This window comes from Sphaerimonospora thailandensis (genome assembly GCF_016863115.1).
GTDB classification, from domain to species: domain Bacteria; phylum Actinomycetota; class Actinomycetes; order Streptosporangiales; family Streptosporangiaceae; genus Sphaerimonospora; species Sphaerimonospora cavernae.
The window spans coordinates 1-18187 of sequence record NZ_BOOG01000013.1; the positions used below are offsets into that span (position 1 = coordinate 1).

General features: G+C 69.1%; 18 protein-coding genes. 8 read left to right on the forward strand and 10 right to left on the reverse strand.

What is annotated here, in order from left to right; translation table 11 throughout:
- Positions 1 to 104: 104 nt before the first annotated feature.
- The 3 genes from Mth01_RS07080 to Mth01_RS07090 all read right to left on the reverse strand — a co-directional run bounded on the left by Mth01_RS07080 (position 105) and on the right by Mth01_RS07090 (position 2839).
- Complete coding sequence (locus Mth01_RS07080; protein WP_204013300.1) at positions 105 to 2189, reverse strand: thioredoxin domain-containing protein; 2085 nt, start codon at positions 2187 to 2189, stop codon at positions 105 to 107.
- An 87-nt stretch (positions 2190 to 2276) separates the two neighbouring features.
- Positions 2277 to 2549, reverse strand: a complete 273-nt coding sequence (locus tag Mth01_RS07085) for a hypothetical protein (protein ID WP_204013302.1) — start codon at positions 2547 to 2549, stop codon at positions 2277 to 2279.
- The gene (locus Mth01_RS07090) at positions 2546 to 2839 is read right to left on the reverse strand and encodes a hypothetical protein (protein WP_204013304.1); all 294 of its coding nucleotides are present in this window, start codon (positions 2837 to 2839) and stop codon (positions 2546 to 2548) included. The genes Mth01_RS07085 and Mth01_RS07090 overlap by 4 nt, the downstream gene beginning before the upstream one ends.
- 216 nt (positions 2840 to 3055) lie before the next feature.
- Here Mth01_RS07090 and Mth01_RS07095 point away from each other — a divergent pair, with 216 nt between their 5' ends.
- Positions 3056 to 4234 carry a hypothetical protein gene (locus Mth01_RS07095; RefSeq protein WP_239089442.1) on the forward strand — a complete coding sequence of 393 codons (1179 nt, stop codon included), beginning with the start codon at positions 3056 to 3058 and terminating at the stop codon, positions 4232 to 4234.
- Positions 4235 to 4251: 17 nt separating this feature from the next.
- Here the strand turns inward: Mth01_RS07095 and Mth01_RS07100 are convergent, their stop codons facing one another.
- Genes Mth01_RS07100 through mca form a run of 3 tightly spaced genes read right to left on the reverse strand, consistent with a single transcriptional unit; the run spans position 4252 to position 5606 of the window.
- Positions 4252 to 4551, reverse strand: a complete 300-nt coding sequence (locus Mth01_RS07100) for a GNAT family N-acetyltransferase (protein ID WP_204013307.1) — start codon at positions 4549 to 4551, stop codon at positions 4252 to 4254.
- Positions 4548 to 4715, reverse strand: a complete 168-nt coding sequence (locus Mth01_RS07105; RefSeq protein ID WP_204013310.1) for a hypothetical protein — start codon at positions 4713 to 4715, stop codon at positions 4548 to 4550. Before Mth01_RS07105 ends, Mth01_RS07100 begins: the two co-directional genes overlap by 4 nt.
- Before the next feature lie 9 nt (positions 4716 to 4724).
- The gene (gene mca / locus Mth01_RS07110) at positions 4725 to 5606 is read right to left on the reverse strand and encodes a mycothiol conjugate amidase Mca (protein ID WP_204013313.1); all 882 of its coding nucleotides are present in this window, start codon (positions 5604 to 5606) and stop codon (positions 4725 to 4727) included.
- A gap of 150 nt (positions 5607 to 5756) precedes the next feature.
- Here mca and Mth01_RS07115 point away from each other — a divergent pair, with 150 nt between their 5' ends.
- The 3 genes from Mth01_RS07115 (at position 5757) to Mth01_RS07125 (ending at position 8300) form a co-directional block, all read left to right on the forward strand.
- Entirely contained in the window at positions 5757 to 6212 is a 456-nt protein-coding gene (locus Mth01_RS07115) for a DUF4307 domain-containing protein (RefSeq protein WP_204013316.1), read from the forward strand.
- 98 nt (positions 6213 to 6310) lie between these two features.
- Complete coding sequence (greA, locus tag Mth01_RS07120) at positions 6311 to 6811, forward strand: transcription elongation factor GreA (protein WP_204013318.1); 501 nt, start codon at positions 6311 to 6313, stop codon at positions 6809 to 6811.
- A 151-nt stretch (positions 6812 to 6962) separates the two neighbouring features.
- Entirely contained in the window at positions 6963 to 8300 is a 1338-nt protein-coding gene (locus Mth01_RS07125; protein ID WP_239089443.1) for a C40 family peptidase, read from the forward strand.
- A 27-nt stretch (positions 8301 to 8327) separates the two neighbouring features.
- Here Mth01_RS07125 and Mth01_RS07130 read toward each other — a convergent pair whose 3' ends face one another.
- Complete coding sequence (locus tag Mth01_RS07130) at positions 8328 to 9890, reverse strand: ABC transporter substrate-binding protein (protein ID WP_204013320.1); 1563 nt, start codon at positions 9888 to 9890, stop codon at positions 8328 to 8330.
- Between the two features lie 122 nt (positions 9891 to 10012).
- Between Mth01_RS07130 and Mth01_RS07135 the strand changes: the two genes are divergently transcribed.
- From Mth01_RS07135 to Mth01_RS07150, 4 genes are all read left to right on the forward strand, one after another.
- Positions 10013 to 10549 (forward strand): hypothetical protein, encoded by a 537-nt coding sequence (locus Mth01_RS07135; RefSeq protein ID WP_204013322.1) that lies wholly within the window; start codon positions 10013 to 10015, stop codon positions 10547 to 10549.
- A 300-nt stretch (positions 10550 to 10849) separates the two neighbouring features.
- Complete coding sequence (locus tag Mth01_RS07140) at positions 10850 to 12655, forward strand: phosphoenolpyruvate carboxykinase (GTP) (RefSeq protein ID WP_407695924.1); 1806 nt, start codon at positions 10850 to 10852, stop codon at positions 12653 to 12655.
- A gap of 167 nt (positions 12656 to 12822) precedes the next feature.
- On the forward strand, positions 12823 to 13584 hold the full coding sequence (locus Mth01_RS07145; protein ID WP_204013324.1) for an isoprenyl transferase: 762 nt from the start codon (positions 12823 to 12825) through the stop codon (positions 13582 to 13584).
- A gap of 246 nt (positions 13585 to 13830) precedes the next feature.
- Positions 13831 to 15141 (forward strand): PhoH family protein, encoded by a 1311-nt coding sequence (locus Mth01_RS07150; protein ID WP_275408898.1) that lies wholly within the window; start codon positions 13831 to 13833, stop codon positions 15139 to 15141.
- 28 nt (positions 15142 to 15169) lie between these two features.
- Here the strand turns inward: Mth01_RS07150 and Mth01_RS07155 are convergent, their stop codons facing one another.
- Genes Mth01_RS07155 through Mth01_RS07165 form a run of 3 tightly spaced genes read right to left on the reverse strand, consistent with a single transcriptional unit; the run spans position 15170 to position 17846 of the window.
- Entirely contained in the window at positions 15170 to 15730 is a 561-nt protein-coding gene (locus Mth01_RS07155; protein ID WP_204013326.1) for a hypothetical protein, read from the reverse strand.
- Complete coding sequence (locus tag Mth01_RS07160; RefSeq protein WP_239089444.1) at positions 15730 to 17175, reverse strand: sensor histidine kinase; 1446 nt, start codon at positions 17173 to 17175, stop codon at positions 15730 to 15732. Before Mth01_RS07160 ends, Mth01_RS07155 begins: the two co-directional genes overlap by 1 nt.
- Entirely contained in the window at positions 17172 to 17846 is a 675-nt protein-coding gene (locus tag Mth01_RS07165) for a response regulator transcription factor (RefSeq protein ID WP_204013329.1), read from the reverse strand. The genes Mth01_RS07160 and Mth01_RS07165 overlap by 4 nt, the downstream gene beginning before the upstream one ends.
- Positions 17847 to 18187: the final 341 nt, after the last annotated feature.

Below are 18187 nucleotides of genomic sequence, written 5' to 3' on the forward strand. Positions count from 1 at the left end.
GTGTGTCGTGCTGGGGGGACGGCATAAAACTGAACGTTACATTACAAGCACAATGAGTAACGCACGCTTTGGTGGCCGCTCCGGGTCGCACCGCCGCCGCGTGCTCAGCGGGCGAGCTCGGCGCGGAGGTCGGCGGGGGAGGTGACGGGGGCGCGGCAGGTGAACCGGCGGCAGACGTACGCCGCGGGCTCACCGTCGATCATCCCGCGTCCCTCCAGGAGCGGAACGTCGACCGCGCCGTCCAATGGTGAGCCCGAGGCGATGACCAGGCCGGGGGTGGTCGCCATCAGGGCGGCACGGTGCAGGGCCTCGGTCCTCGGGTCGCCGGGCGGGCCGACGATCGCCACCTCGGCCGGGCCGTACCGCGCGGCCTCGGCCACGGCGAGACCCCAGCCGGCGAACCGGGCGTACTTCTCGGCGAGCACGGAGACCGCGCCGAGCGCCGCCTCGGCCGCCTCCCGGTGCCGCGCCGAACCCGTCAGCGCGGCGTACGACAACAATGCCCCCGCCGCCCCGAACTGACCCGACGGCGAAGCGTTGTCCGTCGGATCCTGTGGCCGCTGGAACAGTCGCTCGCCGTCGTCGGGCACGTCGAAGAAGCCCCCCGAACCGTCCGGGAAATTGGTGAGCACGGTCTCCAGCAGGTCGCCCGCCGCGTGGAGCCAGCGCGTCCCGCCGGTCACGCCGTAGAGGGTGATGAACCCCTCGGCGACGTTCGCGTAATCCTCCAGCACGCCCGCGTTGGTCCCCGGCCGCCCGTCGCGCGAGGTCCGCAGCAGCCGCACGCCTCCTCGCGCCAGGCCCTGTTGCGGACCCTGATCTGGGCCCTGATCCGGGTGGCGCGGCACCGCGCTTTCGGCCTTGAAGTGCAGTTCGGCGAGTAGCTCGGCCGCTCCGCGTGCGGCGTCGATCAGGTCGGGGCGCTCGAACAGCGCGCCCGCCTCGGCCAGCGCGGCGATCGTCAGGCCGTTCCACGCGGCGACCACCTTGTCGTCCCGTCCCGGCCGGGGCCGCCGCTCACGTGCGGCGAGCAGCGCCGTACGGACCCGGTCGAACCGGGCGGCGTCATCGGGGTCGGCGAGAAGTTGGAGCACGGACGTCCCGTGCTCGAACGTGCCGGCCGCCGTGACCTCGAACAGCGCGGCGGCCCAGGCGCCGTCCTCGTCCCCGAGCACCTCCCGGAGCTGACCGGGCGTCCAGATGTAGAACAGCCCCTCGCCGTGCCCGCCGTCGGGACCGGAGCTGTCGGGGTCGGCGCTGTCGGCGTCCAGCGCCGAGGCGAAGCCGCCCTCAGGCGTGCGCATCTCGCGCAGCAGCCAGTCGGCGGTCTCCAGCGCGATCCGCCGCGCGAGCGGCGAGCCGGTCGACCGCCACCAGTGGGCGTAGACCCGCAGCAGCAGGGCGTTGTCGTAGAGCATCTTCTCGAAGTGCGGGACGCGCCACTCGGCGTCCACCGAATAACGGGCGAAGCCGCCGCCGAGCTGGTCGTAGACGCCGCCCCTGGCCATCGCCTCCATGGTCTTGCCGACCATGGCCGTGGCGTCGTCGGTGTCGTGCCGGAGCAGGAACTCCAGGACCATCGACGGCGGAAACTTGGGCGCACCGCCGAAGCCGCCACGCCGCTCGTCGAAGCTCTCCGCGAGGTTCCGTACGGCGAGGCCCAGCAGCCGCGCGTCGGGCAGCGGACCGGAGGGCAGCCCGGAGCGCTCGCCCAGGGCCTCCACCACCTTGGAGCCCTGCGCGAGCACGCCCTGGCGGTCCTCCCGCCAGGCCTGGGCGACCCCCTGGAGCAGCCGCTGGAAGTGCGGCCTGGGGAAGTACGTCCCGGTGTAGAACGGATGCCCGTCGGGGGTGGCGAACACGGTCATCGGCCAGCCGCCCTGCCCGGTCATCGCCTGCGTGGCCGCCATGTAGACGGCGTCGACGTCGGGTCGCTCCTCGCGGTCGACCTTCACGTTGACGAACAGCTCGTTCATGAGCCGAGCCGTCGCCTCGTCCTCGAACGACTCGTGCGCCATGACGTGACACCAGTGGCATGCCGAGTAGCCCACACTGATCAGCAGCGGGACGTCGCGCCGCCGGGCCTCCTCGAACGCATCCTCACCCCAGGCGAACCAGTCGACCGGGTTGTCCGCGTGCTGCAGCAGGTAGGGACTTGTCGCGTCCTTCAGCCGGTTCACTCGGATCATCCTCTCCGGCGTGCGCGGTAGTGACTTCTTCAGTCTGCGTGAGCCGTACGGCCGAGGGCAAAGCGGGGAAGGGCCAGTCCCTTCGTGTCAGAACAGCACCACACGAGTCAAGATCACGTGGTGATCGGCTTTGCCGATCCGATACTCGGCGATGCCGTACCCGTTCGGGATGGGGATCTCCCGCCAGTCTGGATCGACACCGACTTGATCGCTCTCCGGCAGCCACGGGTTCTCACAGATCGCCACTGTCAGTGCGACCACCGTGGAGAAGACGTCAGCGGAAACGGCGGGATCGGCGAGGGTGTCGGCCACGATCTCGGAGGGAATGACCGGCCAGAGATCGTCGTCATCCTCTGTCATGAAGCAATGAGCCTCTGACGGCGGCGGATTACTTCGTCCATGGTCGTCACAGGCAGCGTTCCGGCCTCTGCGGCCTCGTGTACGCGGTCACGATCGGGGTCGGTGTCGAGCATCGCGCGCCCCCACCACGTGGTCAGTACGTTGTTCAGTTCCGGTCCCTGTTCGGCCTCAAGCAGTTCGGCGAAGAACTGGGCTCGGCGAGCGCCGCGCAGGGCGCCGGAGATCCCACCGATGGTGCGTGGGACCCTTGGACGGTCATACCTGTGCCCGTGAACAGGCTGAGCGCTCATATCACCCTCCTTGGCTCCCCATCAGAGTACGGCCGTGATGTCGAACTCGCAGACCTTTCTCAGGCCGCAGGATGATGGACTGTTGGTCGTTCTCGCGATCTACGAGTCGTACGGCCGAGGGCAAAGTGGGGGTGATCGTTCCCTTACGAGGGCGAGAGGCGTCCGGGGGGACCGGGGGGATGTGTTCCGGTGGCGGCGGGCGTAGGCTCACTGAGCGTGGGGCTGGATCTGGACTTCGCCGTGAGACATTCGGGACGTGCGCCGTCCGCGCTGACCCGGCGGGACGTGGCGCGGGCGCTGTTGGCCGTGCCCTCGGGGCAGGCCCTGGTCTCCCTTCCCGACCTACGCCGCGAGCTCGTCGCGGCGGGCAACCCGCTGTCGGTCGTGTTCTGGGAGTCCGCCAAGACGATCCTCACGCAGATCGAGTCCGGTAGCGCCACGGTGGGTCAGGTGCGGCACTGGCTGGAGGCCAGCGGGACCGAGCCGATCATGCTGACCCGCAGCTACTTCCTCTGGCCGGAAGAGGACGAGCGCGGGCCGGTGGCCACCGAGATGTACGAGCGACTCGTGGCGTTCCTGGAGGAACGGCTGGCGGCCGGCGAGATCGACGCGGACGCGCTGGCAGCCGGAGAACCCGAGGCGCGGAACGCGTACGAGGAACTCCAGGAACGCTGGCTCGGCACACCGCTTCCCGACGGCCGCGTGCCGAACGTCGCGGTCAACGACGAGCAGGACCGGGAGCTCTTCGCCGCCTGGGATGAGGAGGAGGCCTTCGCGCTGAGCGAGCTGCGCCGGGTGCTGGAGGACCTGCCGGAGCCGCCGTTCCCGGCGGCCGATCTGCGGTCGGCCGTGGCGAGGCTGCGCGTCACGCTTACCCGCCCGGGCTATCCGGGCAACGTTCTGCGCGCGGTGGCGGGCCTGGATGAGGATCTGCCGGCGGGCGGCATTCCGGATGCGGGTGCGCTGCCCGAGTCCGACGAGGAGCTGTGGCTCATCGTCGCCGCCGGGATCGCCGCCCCCATCTCCGATCTCCCGGACGAGGAGGACGCCGTCCGGTTCTTCGACCTGGACCGCGAGCTCAGCCACGAGGACTCGATCCTGGCCTCGCTGTGCGCCATCAATCACGCCGACTGGCTCGCCGCGGTGATCACGCTGACCCGGTACGGCCCTGGCGTGCTCGCCTCGCCCGAACGGATCGCCAGGTTCATCGCCGACTCCGAGGACGTCGACGTCGAGCCCGATGAGCCGGAGGATCTGGAGGCGACGGAGATGCTGTTCACGGCCGTCACGCCGCTGTGGGCGCATCTCGGCATCGTCGACAAGGCGGAGGTGCTGACCTCGCTCGGCTGGTGGGGGCTGCCCAAGGCCCTCGAGCGAGCCTGGTCGACGCGATGACGGCAGAGCCCGGTTGATCAAGCCCCGGGTTCGGCCACCAGTTCCTGATATTCCGGGTGACGCCGGATGTATTCGGCCACGAAACCGCACAGCGGGGTGACCGTGAGCCCGGCGGCCCGCGCGGAGTCGAGGGCTTCGCGGACGAGCGTGCCGCCCAGTCCCCTGCCCCCGAACTCCTCGCCGATCTCCGTGTGGGTGATCACGATCCTCCCGGGCCTCGGCCGGTAGTCGGCGAAGCCCGCGAGGACGCCGTCCACCCTGATCTCGTACCGCGATTCCTCTGGATTGTCGGCGACCTCGATCACTTCTCGGATCATTTGTCGCCGCCGTTCACGCGGGCGCCGTTCTCGTGCCCGTCATCCGGCGGTTGGATCTTGGCGATCTGCCTGTTCATCGACTTGAGCAGGAAGAACAGGGCCAGACCGATCCCGGCCACGATGATGAACGCGAGAGTGCCCGGGCCGTAACTCGTGTAGTCCACCCGTCCAGCTTACGAGCAGGTAGGCGCGACCTCCGCGTGGATCCCCGTGAACAGATCGTCCTCGGGCAGCGCGGTGTCGACCAGGGACCTGGCGAGGTGGTAGTCCTCGGTCGGCCAGACCTCCTCCTGGACCTCGCGGGGGCAGACGAACCAGAACCCGTCCGGATCGACCTGGGTGGCGTGCGCCAGCAGGGCGCGGTCCCTGGTCTCGAAGTAGGCGGCGCAGGGCACCCTGGTCGTGACGTCCCACTTCTGCGGCCGGTCCTCCCATCGGGCGATCCAGTCGCCGTACGGCGACCCGATCCCGCGCGCGGTCATCGCGTCGTGCAGCGCCTCGAAGCGCTCGCGGGTGAAGCCCATGTGGTAGTAGAGCTTCAGCGGCTGCCACGGCTCGCCGGTGCCGGGGTAGCGGTCCGGGTCCCCGGCCGCCTCGAACGCCTCGATCGACACCCGGTTCGTCAGGATGTGGTCGGGGTGCGGATAGCCGCCGTTGTCGTCGTACGTCAAGATCACGTGGGGACGGAACTCCCGTACGGCGGCGACGAGGGGGGCCGACGCGGTCTCCAGGGGTTGGAGTGCGAAACAGCCCTCGGGGAGCGGCTCGTTCTCGTCCTCGGGGAGCCCGGAGTCGACGAAACCGAGGAAGCGCTGCTCGACGCCGAGGATCTCGCGGGCCTTCGCCATCTCCTGCCGGCGGACCTCTCCCATGTTCTCCAGGATGTCGGGCCGGTCCATCTTCGGATTCAGGATCGAACCGCGCTCACCTCCGGTACAGGTCACGACGAGGACCTCCACGCCCTCCGCGACGTACCTGGCCATCGTCGCCGCGCCCTTGCTCGACTCGTCGTCGGGGTGCGCGTGCACGGCCATCAGCTTCAACGGTGCACTCACGGCTCTCCTCATGGTGTGCTGGGTCCGCAAAAGAGGTTAGCTTCTAATGAGCCCTGTGCTTCGGATCCGCATCCTGCCCGGTCCGCGGCAGCCGTGGCTCACCAGACGATCGTCTCGCACAACACCGACAGACTTCAGGGAGATTCCGCGATGCCCAGCGACAAGGCCGCTGCCGGGGCGGCCACGGGAGCGGCCACGGAAGCAGCCGGGGAGCGGCCCATCCTCGGCACACCGGACGAGTTCCCGCCGCGCCCGCCGCGCCGCGGAGGTTTCGCGACCTATCTGGTCATTGCCCTGATCGTCGCCGTCATGGCCGGCGGCTGGGGGTACGTCATGATGTCTGCCAGCGGCAACCCTCTCGTGAAGGCTCAGGTGATCTCCTTCGACGCGAGTGCGGCCGATTCGGCGGAGATAACGTTCACCGTGCACAAGCTCGCCGATCGGGCGGCGACGTGCCGTCTGCGCGCGCTGGACACCGGGCACATGGAGGTCGGCAGCCGGATGATCGACGTTCCCGCGGGTAAGGCAGAACTGACCTTCAGGGAACGGCTGAGGACGAGTGCGCAGGCCACAGCCGTATATGTCGACTACTGCGATCTCGTATAGTGGAATCTTTGGGAAGCGTTCGAAGACGGGTAGGGTCTCCGCGTATCAGAGGGGACACGACCCATCTTTCGAGTCACTTACGGAAACAAGGAGAGCCCGTGGCCGTCTCCCAGAACGAAAACGTCACCTGGCTGACGCAAGAGGCGTACGACCGTCTCAAGAAGGAGTACGAAGAGCTTTCGGGCCCGGGTCGCATCGAGATCGCCAAGAAGATCGAAGCCGCCCGGGAAGAGGGTGACCTCAGGGAGAACGGCGGTTACCACGCCGCCAAGGACGAGCAGGGCAAGATGGAGGCCAGGATCTTCCATCTGCGCCAGATCCTCGACAGCGCCAAGGTCGGAGAGGCCCCCCGCACCGAAGGCGTCGTCGGGCCCGGCATGACCGTCACCGTCCGCTTCGACGGCGACGAGGAGGAGGTCACCTTCCTGCTGGCCTCGCGCGAGGAGAGCGGTTCCCCCATCGACGTCTACTCGCCCAACTCCCCCCTTGGATCCGCCATCAACGGCAAGAAGCTCGGCGAGAAGGCGACCTACACGCTGCCCAACGGCAGGCAGAACACCGTGGAGATCCTCGAGGCCGTGCCCTACGTCGGCAACTGAGCCACTGAGGTAGCTGAGAACCCCCTTTCTGACAAGGAGCCGGGAGTCCCGTGGATTGCGGGATTCCCGGCTCTTACGGCAGTCTCATCCTGGAACGAACCAGGATCACCCCGGGCGGAACGCTCCGGGGGCCGCGGAGAGGGGGGAGCTCGTGCTCGACCACGGCCGAGCGCGGGTTCTCGTCCGCCCCGGGCGGACCCCGGCCGACCCGGTGCGCCGGGCCGTCGGGCTGCGCAGGACCATCTCCCTCATCGCCGTGCTCCTGGTGTCGATCCTGCTGGCCGATGTCGTGATCCTCGTCCGGCTCGACGGTCTGGGCGGCATGGACGGCCTGGACGGTCCCGGCGGGATGGCGCGGGCCGGTGGACCGGGCGTACGGCGTGCGTACGGGCACGGCCAGTACGTCGCGGCGGCCGAGCGGGCGACCGGCGACCGGCCTGCCTCGGGCACTCCCGAGCCGTCCGGAGAGCCCGGGAAGTCCGGGGACGATGCCGCGGGGCGGGGTGACGCCGCCGACCCGGTGGCTCCGCTGAAGCAGCTGATCCGCCCGCATCTCTTCGTGGTGTCCGCCCATCCGCTCGCGCCGGATGTGGTGGCCAGGGTCCGAAGCCAGAAGGGCGTGAAGGCGGCGGAGGTGACCGACGCCGCCGAGGTGCACATCGACGGCAAGCGGGTGCAGACGATGGGCGTCGATCCCTCGACCTTCCGCGCGTACACCCCGTCGAAGACGGCGGGCTCCGACGGGCTGTGGCAGAACGTCGCGGCCGGGGACGTGGCGGTGTCGTTCGAACTGGGTCACGACGGCGGCGTGAAGCTCGGCTCGACCGTGGACGGGGCCGGGCTGCGGATGCGCGTCGGAGCCTACGCCACGGTCGGGATGGGATCGATCGCCGCGATGGTGTCCCGGCGGACCGCCAGGTCACTCGGCATCCCGGAGGGCAACGCCATGGTCGTGAGCGCGCCCGACGTCGACTCGGCGAAGCTGCGCAGGCGACTGCTGAAGATCCTGCCCAAGGGCAGCCAGGTCGCGACGATCAACCCGGTGGTGGTCGCTCCGCGCGGCAGCACCGCCTGGCCGGCGAGCGCGTTCATGTCGTCGCAGCAACTCCAGGTCGCGCTGCGGGCCGCCGTCGGCAAGGTCGGCCGTCCCTACGCCTGGGGCGCGGAGGGGCCGAACAGCTTCGACTGCTCCGGGCTGGTGCAGTGGGCCTATCGGCAGGCGGGGGTGCGGATGCCGAGGGTGGCCGCGCAGCAGTGGGCGACGGGGCCGCAGATCTCGCTCTCCCAGGCCCGGCCCGGCGACCTGCTGTTCTGGCGCAACGACCCCACCAACCCCCGCTACATCTCCCATGTGGCGATCTACTGGGGTGACGGGAAGATGCTGCACGCCCCGCGCACCGGCGACGTGGTCAAGATCGCCCCGATCTACACGAAGAACCTCGCGGGCGTGGTGCGGGTCAGCCCCGCGGTCTCCGCCCGCGTCCGCTGACCCGCCTCCTGATCTGCTCGCCGTGCGCTATTCGGCCTTGACCGAGACGGGGTCGAGCCAGCCGAAAGGCGTCAGCTTCGCCGCCGTGACGCGACTCGAATGGCCCGCCGTGTCCTGGTCGTTCCACAGCGGGATGAACGGCAGGTCGTGGGCGAGCATCGTCTCGGCCATCATGTAGTGCTTGAGCGCGCGGGAGGGGGACACCTGCCGGTCCGCGATCTTCAGCCGCGCGTCGAACCTCGGGTTCCGATAGCGCCAGTAGTTGGACGGGCTGCCCGTCGAGTACAGCGGCCCAAGAACGTTCTGGATGTGCGGGAAGTCGAGCACCCAGCTCATCCGGATCATGCCGTTCAGCTTTCCGGCCGATGCCGCGTTCATGAACGCGATGACCGTGGGCTTCGCCTTCGGTACGACCTTCAGCTCGCCCTTGAACGTCCGGTTGACGCTCGCCGCGATCGCGGTCACCGTCTCCTGGTGGCCGCCGTCGGCGTTGTAGTAGAGGGGGATGGTCACCGGCAGCCTGACGCCCTTGGCCTTGGCCTGCGCCAGGATCCGGCGCGCGACGGAGGGGTCGTACATGCAGGCCTGCCCGCAGCTGTCACGCCGCGCGCCTTCGGCCGTCGGCGGGACCCACGATCGCGCGGGGACCCGCATGCCGTTCCAGAGCCGCTTGGCGATGCCCTCTCGGTCGATCGCCATCGAGATCGCCCTGCGGACGTCGTAGTTCGCCGCGATCTTCGGCGGAAGGCCGATGCCGGAGATGACGCCGTTCGGCCGGGTGATGACGCGGCCGTCCAGGTCCTCCTTGTACCGGCCGCCCTTGGAGTACGGGATGGTGCCGAGGAAGTCCAGGTCGCCGGCGAGCAGATCACGATAGGCGGCTTCGTAGTCCCGGTACGCCCGATAAGTGATCTTCGAAACGTGCGGCTTGGCGGTACCGGCGTAGTCGTCGAACCGCTCGACCACGGTCTCCCCGTCAGGGGACCATTTCACTACGCGGAAGGGGCCGTTGCCGACCGGCTTCCTGGTGAGGGACGCCGGGCTCTTCAGCGCGGAGTCGGGCAGCGGGGAGAACGCGACATGGCCCAGTTTCGCCAGGAAGGGTCCGAACGGCTTGGTCAGCTCGATCGTGAACGTGTAGTCGCCGGTCACCTTCAGGCCGGACATCCTCCGCTTGCCGTACCCCTTGATCTCCCCGAAGAGGAAGGAGTTCACCCCATTCCTGGCGGAGGCCGCCAGGTTCCACGCCTCGACGAAGTTGCGCGCCCTGACCGGGGTGCCGTCGTGGAACTTCCAGCCCCTGCGCAGCGTGACGCGGAACCGCCGGTTGTCCCTGGTGGTGATCGACTTCGCCACGCCGTACCGCGACTTGGAGGTGCCGGGGACGTACTCGAGCAGGCCGGTGAACAGCGCGTCGAGCATGTCGCCGCCGCAGCGATCCGCGTTCGCGGGAGTCACCGTCTGATAGGGCGAGCAGGTCGCGACCGTTATCTCCGCATCCCCGGCGGCCGCATGGGCCGGGCCCGCGGCCGGTTGCAGCGCGAGGCAGGAGACCAGGGGGATGGCCGCCGCGGCGGTTCGCTTGGACACAGGACCCTCCGGGGTGATTCGTCGCAAGGGGATCATCATAGGGAGTGTCATGTCCTTTCGGATTGTTCGCGGCAGATCGGCATGTATATCCACGGGATATGCAGCGTTGTAATGTCGATTACATGGATGCAGTCGCGCAGCTTCGAGGGTGGTTCGCCGACCGGTTGCCGGACGAGTGGTTCACCGGGCCGCCGGAGATCTCGTTGGACCGGGAGGAGATCACCGTCATCGGCACGCTGCCGCCGACGGCGGTGGCGGAGGGGGCGGTGGGGGCGGACGGGATCGGCGAACTGGAACGCGCCGCCGTCATCTCCGGGTACGTCGAGCGGTTCCGCGAGGAGACCCGGGAACGTCGCATCGACATCGCGCGCGAAGCCGAGCACCGGTTCCGCCGCAAGGTCTCCTGGGGCGTCGTCGCCGAGGGCGACAGAGTGATGTTCACCACGCTCTCGGTGCCGGTGATGACCCGCCTGCGCCAGCCGGAGCGCCAGGTGCTGGACACTCTGGTCGCCGCGGGCGTCGCCCGCAGCCGCAGCGATGCCCTGGCGTGGTGCGTCAGGCTCGTGGGCAGGCACACCGACACCTGGCTCGCTGACCTGCGAGATGCGCTCCAGCATGTGGACCGGGTCCGCGCCTCAGGCCCCGACGTGCTGGACTGAACCAATTCCAAAAAAGGCCTAGACCATTGGCAATGGCCTATACCAATGTGTAACTCGCGGGAGGCGGGTAGAGAAAAGGGGACGTTTCTTTGAAGGTGGCCAAAGTGGGTAAGGTTTCCCGCACATCACCGTCCTGCCTGGTCAGCGTCGCAGGGTCGAACCGCCGGGCCGGACGGTCGTCGATTGCCGTCCATTTAGCGTGTGAAAGTGTCGCCGCAGTGCATGGTCTACGCCAATTGGACCGGACGGCCATTCGTCGTTGATGATCATTTGGCCCTGCGAGAATGAGGAGCCGTCCCCGTGTCCATTTCCACAGAGATACCCGTACCTACCGCTCACGCCGAACTGGCCGCCTGGGTCAACCAGATCGCCGCGCTCACCCGGCCCGACCGGATCCACTGGTGCGACGGCTCCGAGGCGGAATGGACCCGCCTGACCAACCTGCTCGTCGAGCAGGGCACGTTCAAGCGCCTGGCCAAGCGGCCGAACAGTTTCTACGCGGCCTCCGACCCCAGTGACGTCGCCCGGGTCGAGGACCGGACGTTCATCTGCTCGGAGCGCGAGGAGGACGCGGGCCCCACCAACAACTGGGTCGCTCCCGCCGAGATGCGCCGCACGTTCGACGCGCTCTTCGACGGCTGCATGCGCGGCCGGACGATGTACGTGGTGCCCTTCTGCATGGGCCCCCTGGGCGGCGAGATCTCCCAGCTCGGCGTGGAGATCACGGACTCGCCGTACGTCGCGGTCTCGATGCGGATCATGACGCGGATGGGCGACGAGGCGCTGCGCCTGATCGAGGAGCGCGGCGACTTCGTCAAGGCGGTCCACTCCGTGGGCGCCCCGCTCGAGCCCGGCCAGGCGGATGTGCCGTGGCCGTGCAGCCAGACCAAATACATCAGCCACTTCCCGGAGACCCGGGAAATCTGGTCGTACGGCTCGGGCTACGGCGGCAACGCGCTGCTGGGCAAGAAGTGCTACGCGCTGCGGATCGCCAGCGTGATGGCCCGCGACGAGGGCTGGCTGGCCGAGCACATGCTGATCCTGAAGCTGACGCCCCCGGAGGGCGAGGCGCGCTACGTCGCGGCGGCCTTCCCGTCGGCCTGCGGCAAGACCAACCTCGCCATGCTGCAGCCCACGATCCCGGGCTGGCAGGTCGAGACGATCGGCGACGACATCGCCTGGATGCGTTTCGGCCCGGACGGGCGGCTGCACGCCATCAACCCCGAGGCCGGCTTCTTCGGGGTGGCCCCGGGCACCGGACAGTCCACGAACGCCAACGCGATCCAGACGCTCTGGGGCAACAGCATCTTCACCAACGTGGCGCTCACCGACGACGGCGACGTGTGGTGGGAGGGCCTGACCGACGAGCCGCCCGCCCACCTGACCGACTGGAAGGGCCGGTCCTGGACGCCGGACTCGCCCGAACCCGCCGCCCACCCCAACGCCCGGTTCACCACCCCGGCCGAGCAGTGCCCGACCATCGCGCCCGAGTGGCAGGACCCGGCGGGCGTGCCGATCTCGGCGATCCTGTTCGGCGGCCGCAGGGCGACCGCGGTGCCGCTGGTCACCGAGTCGTTCAGCTGGCAGCACGGCGTGTTCCTCGGCGCCAACGTGGCCTCGGAGAAGACCGCGGCCGCCGAGGGCAAGGTCGGCGAGCTGCGCCGCGACCCGTTCGCGATGCTGCCGTTCTGCGGTTACAACATGGGCGACTACTTCGGGCACTGGCTGGAGGTCGGCAGGGCGGCCGACCCGGAGAGGCTGCCGCGGATCTACTACGTCAACTGGTTCCGCAAGGACGGCGGCGGCCGGTTCCTGTGGCCGGGCTTCGGCGAGAACAGCCGCGTGCTCAAATGGATCGTCGACCGGCTCAACGGCAGGGCGCGGGCCGTGCCGACCGCGATCGGCAACCTGCCGGTGGAGCTGGACACCGAGGGTCTCGACGTCGCCCGGGAAGACCTCGAGATCCTGCTCAGCGTCGACCCCGAGGTATGGCGGGAGGAGGCCTCGCTGATCCCGGCCCACTTCGAGACCTTCGGCGACCACCTGCCCAAGGAGCTCTGGGACGAGTACCACGCCCTCGTGGAACGGCTCGGCGAGCAGGGCTGATCACGTTCGCGGCGTTGAGAACGACGGGGCATCCGGCCGGACGCGGCCGGGTGCCCCCGCGCGTTGTGCAGGAACAACGGAACGGGCACCTCGTCATGCCCCCGATAATTGAACGATCGAGCCCATCCGGTCCCGACGATGAGGCCGGCCGCGAGGAAGAGGACGGCATGAGCGTGCGCGATCTCGTGTACAAGCTGTACGAGCGCAGGCTCGAACGGAAGCTGTCCCCGGCCCAGATCCCCCGGCACGTCGGAGTGATCGTGGACGGCAATCGCCGGTGGGCCCGCGCCATGGGCCTGGACGACGTGAGCCGCGGGCACCAGAAGGGCGCCGACAAGATTTCAGAGCTGCTGGTGTGGTGCCGGGAGGCCGGCGTCGAGTACGTGACGCTGTGGCTGCTGTCCACCGACAACCTGACCAGGGACAGGTCGGAGCTCGAACCCCTGCTCCAGGTCATCGAGGGTCTCGTACGGAATCTCGTCGAGCAGGGCTGGCACATCAAGCCGATGGGCTCGCTCGACCTGCTGCCCGATCACACCGCTCGCGTGCTCAAACAGGCGAAAGAGACCACATCCCACCGCCCTGGCCTGATTGTGAACGTTGCGGTTGGGTATGGAGGAAGACGTGAGATCGCTGATGCGGTGCGCTCCCTCCTCCAGGAGCAGGCCAGCAAGGGCGCGAGCATCGAGGAGCTCGTCGAGGTCCTCGACGTCGAGCACATCGCGGAGCATCTCTACACGCGCGGCCTCCCCGACCCGGACCTCGTCATCCGGACCTCGGGAGAGCAGCGGCTCTCCGGATTCCTGCTCTGGCAGAGCGCCCACTCCGAGTTCTACTTCTGCGAGGCCTACTGGCCTGACTTCCGCAGAGTCGATTTCCTGCGGGCGCTCCGCTCGTACGCCGCGCGTCACCGTCGGTACGGCTCCTGAAACGTTTCGTGAACGGCACCTTTCGGGCACCGTTTGGCTATTGGGTCCGGAGGATTCGTTACGTACCGTGGTAGGTAAGCGGCCACCGCTCGGATGGGTGGCCCTTACCTCGGGAGAGGGCCCGTCCTTGCGCCATGACAAAGCGAGGAGGGCCGGGATCCCGGCCCGCCTCCGGGGCAGGCCACGGGCCCGGTCCGTTCACCACCAGTCAAGGCAGGGCGCTCTCTGGCGCCCGGGGGAGAACGCGTGGCAGTGTCCTCGAGCAATCCGTCCGCATCTCGCACCTACGTTCTGGACACCTCGGTCCTGCTCGCCGACCCGGCGGCGATGAACCGCTTCGACGAGCACGAGGTCGTCATCCCGATCGTCGTCATCACCGAGTTGGAGGCCAAGCGGCATCACCCCGAACTGGGGTATTTCGCGCGTGAGGCTCTCCGCTTCCTCGATGACATGCGGGTGCGGTACGGACGTCTGGACGAGCCCATGCCGATAGGCGATGGGACCATCCGGGTCGAGCTCAACCATAGTGATCCGTCGATCCTCCCGGCGGGATTCCGCCTGGGCGACAACGACACCCGCATTCTCACGGTCGCGCAGAACCTGGCGGCCGAAGGCCGGGATGTGGTGCTGGTTTCGAAGGATCTCCCGATGCGGGTCAAGGCCGCCTCCATCGGCCTCGCCGCGGAGGAGTACCGCGCGGGAATGGTCGTCGAGTCCGGCTGGACGGGCATGGCCGAGCTCCAGGTCACCAGCGAGGATCTGGCGGCGCTGTTCGAGAACGGCACGGCCGAGCTGGATGAGGCCCGCGACCTGCCCTGTCACACCGGGCTGCGGCTGCTGTCCAGCCGCGGTTCCGCGCTCGGCCGTGTCCTGCCGGACAAGTCCGTACGGCTGGTGCGCGGCGACCGGGAGGTCTTCGGCGTGCACGGCCGGTCGGCCGAGCAGCGGATCGCGCTCGACCTGCTCATGGATCCCGAGGTCGGCATCGTGTCCCTGGGCGGGCGGGCCGGCACGGGCAAGTCGGCGCTCGCACTGTGCGCCGGACTGGAGGCCGTGCTCGAGCGTCGCCAGCACCGCAAGGTCATCGTCTTCCGCCCGCTGTTCGCCGTCGGCGGTCAGGAGCTCGGCTACCTGCCCGGCACGGAGAACGACAAGATGGGCCCGTGGGCGCAGGCCGTCTACGACACCCTGGGCGCGGTGACCAGTCCGGAGGTCATCGAGGAGGTCATGGACCGCGGGATGCTGGAGGTGCTCCCGCTGACCCACATCCGCGGCCGGTCCCTGCACGACGCGTTCGTCATCGTGGACGAGGCCCAATCTCTGGAGCGCGGGGTGCTGCTGACCGTGCTGTCCCGGATCGGGGCCAACTCCCGGGTCGTGCTCACCCACGATGTCGCCCAGCGTGACAACCTGCGCGTGGGGCGCCACGACGGTGTGGTCGCGGTGGTGGAGAAGCTGAAGGGCCACCCGCTCTTCGCGCACATCACGCTGACCAGGTCCGAGCGGTCGCCGATCGCCGCGCTGGTGACCGAGATGCTGGAGGACATCACGGTCTGATCCGTAACATCCGGCTCCAGGCCGGCCGTCACGGTGGGAGGCGGCCGGCCCTGGGGCTCAGATCCCAGAACTCCCGGCAGGTGTGGGTCTTCGGCCGGCCCGTGCTCTCGGGAGTGACGTGCACGACCTCCACGGCCCAGATCTCCGGCCGGAGCCGAGCCGTACAGGTGATCTGGGCCATCGCCATCCGGGAGATCTTCCAGCCGCTCACGGTCACCCGCATGTGCAGGCTGTAGATGATGTCCGGGTCGTTGCGGCGGTCCGGGTCCGGGGGGCTGCGCACGAGCTGGACCTGCGTCAGCGTGAGGCTGGACAGCGCCGTGGCCGCGCCCCTCGGCATTCGCCGTTCCGCTTTGAACAGGGCCGTCATGACGTCGGTCGGCTGCGGCGACTCCGCGGCGACCGTCATCGGCCACAGCCGGCCGTCGCGGACCAGGTAGATCGTGGCGGCGGCGGGCATGTCGCTGATCACCGGTGCGGGCCCCGCGTCGATCACTTCCGTGGGCTCCACGCCGCAGGCGGCCACCGGCGCCGCGAGCAGTCCCGAGAGCATGGCGGCGACGAAACGCCGCCGGGTGCGCAGGCGCATCATGTGACGATCGGTCTCGGCGGCCGGGGAATCCGTACCGTGAAACGCGTGCCGGGATCGCAGCGCTCCACCGTGATCGTGCCGTCGTGCAGCTCCGTGTTGGCCTTGGCGATGGCCAGCCCGAGTCCGCTGCCGTCGCTCCTGGATCGGCCGGCTCCGGCCTTGAAGAAACGGTCGAACACGTGGGGGAGCGCCGCTTCGGGGATGCCGGCGCCGTGATCGCGTATCGTGATCTCCAGCGTGCTCCGCACGAGGCGGGCGTTCACCAGCACCGGGGGCGCGCCGTGGCGCAGCGCGTTCCCGGCCAGGTTGGCCACGATCACGTCGAACCTCCGAGCGTCCAGTGAGAAGGCGAGACCGGCGGGCACGGTGAGCTCCACCCGGTCGGTCCAGCCCCGCACCTCGAGGCAGTCGGCCAGCGTGTCGCCCACGTTCACGGTCTCCCGCCGGAGCACCGCCGCGCCGGCGTCGAAGCGGCTGATCTCGATCAGGTGCTCGACCATTACGCGCAGCCGGTTGGTCTCGCGGATGATGATCCGTACGGCCTCGCCGACGTCATCAGGGAGATCGTCGGCGTCCTCGGCGAGCATCCCGGTCACCGCGGTCATGGCGGTCAGCGGAGTGCGCAGCTCGTGGGAGACGTCGGCGACGAACCGTCTCGACATCGACTCCAGCGTCCGTAGTTCCGAGACGGTCTGTTCCAGCGCCGCGGCGGTCTCGTTGAACGTCGCGGTCAGTTCCGCCAACTCGTCCGCGCCCCGTACGGGAAGCCGCACCCGCAGGTCGCCGGCTCCCAGTGCCCTGGCGGCCTCGCCCAGCCTGCGCACCGGGCGCAGCACTCCCCGCGCCGACAGCAGCGCCACGGTCAGCGCGATGGTCAGCGTGATGCCCCCGGCCTGGGCGAGGGCCGTGCGCAGGCGCAGCAGCGTGCCCTCCTCGTCGGCCAGCGGCACGAACACGTAGGCCGTCAACCCGGTCGGCCACGGGACCCCGCTGTGGCCGCTCCGCTGGAGCTGGGTGGCGATGATCAACCAGGGTTCCTCCCGCAGCCGGACCCGCTGGTGGGCCATCCGCTGGGTGGCCTGCATGATCAGCGGGCCGGGCACGTCGGCCATGGTGAACCGGGCGCCGGGGCTCGAACGGCGCAGGGCGCCATAGGTGATGATCGCCGTACGGTCGGGGACCGCCAGCGCGGACACCAGGTCGGCCAGATCGTCGCCGGTCACGGAGGGCCCGTCCGGCCATACGGCGTCGCCGATGCCGACCAGCGTGGTCTTGGAGAGCGTCTCACGCACCCCGGCCACGGCGACGCGCTCGGCCCGGCCGAGGATCTCGCGCCGGACGAGCTGATATCCGAGCCCCGCGACCATGAAGGAGGCCGTGACCGCCACCAGGGTGAAAGTGATCACCAGTCGGGCGCGGAGACCGGTCGGCAGCCAGGTCACGGCGGGCTGAAGCGGTATCCGAAGCCGCGTGCGGTGTGGATGAAGACGGGATCGGCCGGTACGGGCTCGATCTTGGCGCGCACCCGTTGGACGCAGGCGTCCACCAGCCGCGAGTCGCCCACGTGCGTGTGATCCCACACCGCGCGCAGCAGGTAGCGCCGGCTCAGCACCTGGCCGGGATGGCGGACGAGTTCGAGCAGCAGGCGCAGCTCGGTCGGAGTGAGGTGGATCTCCCGCCCGGCCAGGCTCACCTTGAGCGCCCCGCGGTCGATCACGAGGTCGCCGAAGCTGACCCGGTCGGCGGAGGCGAACTCCAGACGGCGCAGCACCGCCCGGATGCGGGCGTCCAGGACCCGCGGTTCCACCGGTTTGACGACGTAGTCGTCGGCGCCCGCCTCCAGCCCCACGACCACGTCGAGATCGTCGCCCCGTGCGGTGAGCAGGATGACCGGCACGGAGTCGATCCGCCGGATCCGGCGGCAGACCTCGACGCCGTCGATGCCCGGCAGCATGACGTCGAGGATGACGATTTCGGGCCGCCGGGCCCGGATGTGGTCGAGCGCCTCCTCGCCCGTGGCGTACGCGGTGATCGAGTGCCCCTGCCGGGTGAGCGCCAGCTCGAGCCCGGCTCGGACCGAGGGGTCGTCTTCGACCAGGAGGATGCCTGCCACGCGGTCATTATGGTGCGCTTGAGGTTGTTTTTCCCAAGTTGTCCCGAACTTGTAAAGCAGTCTGTACGCCAACGGTACGAACATGGACCACGCTGTTGTCGGGAGTGTGGCCATCGACTGGAACCGGGGCGTGTGCCGGTGATGTGAGGAATATCACAGTTTCCCGAAAGTCCATGTAACGCGGGGACAGGGTCAAGGAAACACCAAACGGTTACCAGGTTTGGGTCGCAACACCTCCCAAGACAGGGCAAGCTCATAGGCCGTGAGCTCTGGTCAGCGCCTGAAGGACCCCACCCGACCGTCCCGTGCCCGTTCGCGGCGTGCGGCAGGCCGGAGGGGCG